This window comes from Pseudomonas sp. EL_65y_Pfl2_R96 (assembly GCF_963970905.1).
Lineage (GTDB): Bacteria > Pseudomonadota > Gammaproteobacteria > Pseudomonadales > Pseudomonadaceae > Aquipseudomonas.
On sequence record NZ_CAXAQH010000456.1, the window covers coordinates 1 to 255 of the forward strand.

Consider the following 255-nt stretch of genomic DNA (forward strand, 5'->3'; position numbering starts at 1 on the left):
ACCGTGACCGTCCCGGCACCATCCGATGATGTTTACAAAGACGCTGGCACCGTTCAGGCGACCATCTCCACCGCCACCGGTGGCAACTTCGAGAACCTGGTTCCTAGCACTGCCCCGGCAGTCACCAACGTCACCGACACTATCGACACTTCGACCGTGAACCTGACCGCGACTTCGAGTGTGGCTGAAGGCGGCACGGTGGTTTACACCGCATCCGTCAGCGCGCCAGTAACCGGTTCGCCAGTCGTTGTGACC

1 protein-coding gene is annotated in these 255 nt (G+C 61.2%); it reads left to right on the forward strand.

Annotated features, from left to right (window positions below; genetic code table 11):
* On the forward strand, positions 1-255 hold a 255-nt coding region (locus AACY49_RS31550), incomplete at both ends, for an immunoglobulin-like domain-containing protein (RefSeq protein WP_339528286.1).